The sequence below is a fragment of the Stenotrophomonas maltophilia genome (assembly GCF_001676385.1).
Lineage (GTDB): Bacteria > Pseudomonadota > Gammaproteobacteria > Xanthomonadales > Xanthomonadaceae > Stenotrophomonas > Stenotrophomonas maltophilia_J.
The window spans coordinates 1-418 of sequence record NZ_LYVJ01000031.1 but is presented as its reverse complement, the minus strand read 5'-3'; the positions used below and the strand labels follow the sequence as shown (position 1 = coordinate 418).

Annotated in this window: 1 protein-coding gene; it reads left to right on the top strand. The window is 67.2% G+C overall.

Annotated features, from left to right (window positions below; all coding sequences use genetic code 11):
• Positions 1-42: 42 nt before the first annotated feature.
• Positions 43-418, top strand: a 376-nt coding sequence (locus A9K58_RS18795; protein ID WP_331250487.1) for a TPM domain-containing protein, incomplete at its 3' end; no start/stop codon positions are given.

The following is a 418-nucleotide window of genomic DNA, read 5'->3' as shown; positions in this document are numbered from 1 at the left end:
GTGCTGCGGTGGCGCAACGCATGGCAGTGGGGAGGGCTGGCACTGCTGCTCTGGCTGTTGCCACTGCCAGTGCTGGCGGCGGTCCCGATTCCTGCGCTGGACGACCCGGTGGTGGACACCGCCAACGCGCTGTCCGCCAGCACCCGCGCAACGCTGCGCGAGCAGGCATTGCAGCTGCAGGCACGCAAAGGCGCGCAACTGCAGGTGCTGGTGGTGCCCAGTGTTGGCGATGACGGCATCGAAGCCTTTGCACAGCGTGTCTTCGACCAGTGGCAGCTGGGCCGCGCCGGTGTCGATGACGGGGTGTTGCTGCTGGTGGCGGTGCAGGACAGGCGCGTACGCATCCAGACCGGCTATGGCCTGGAAGGCACCATTCCCGATGCCTATGCCGCGCGCATCATCGACAAAGCGATCGTGC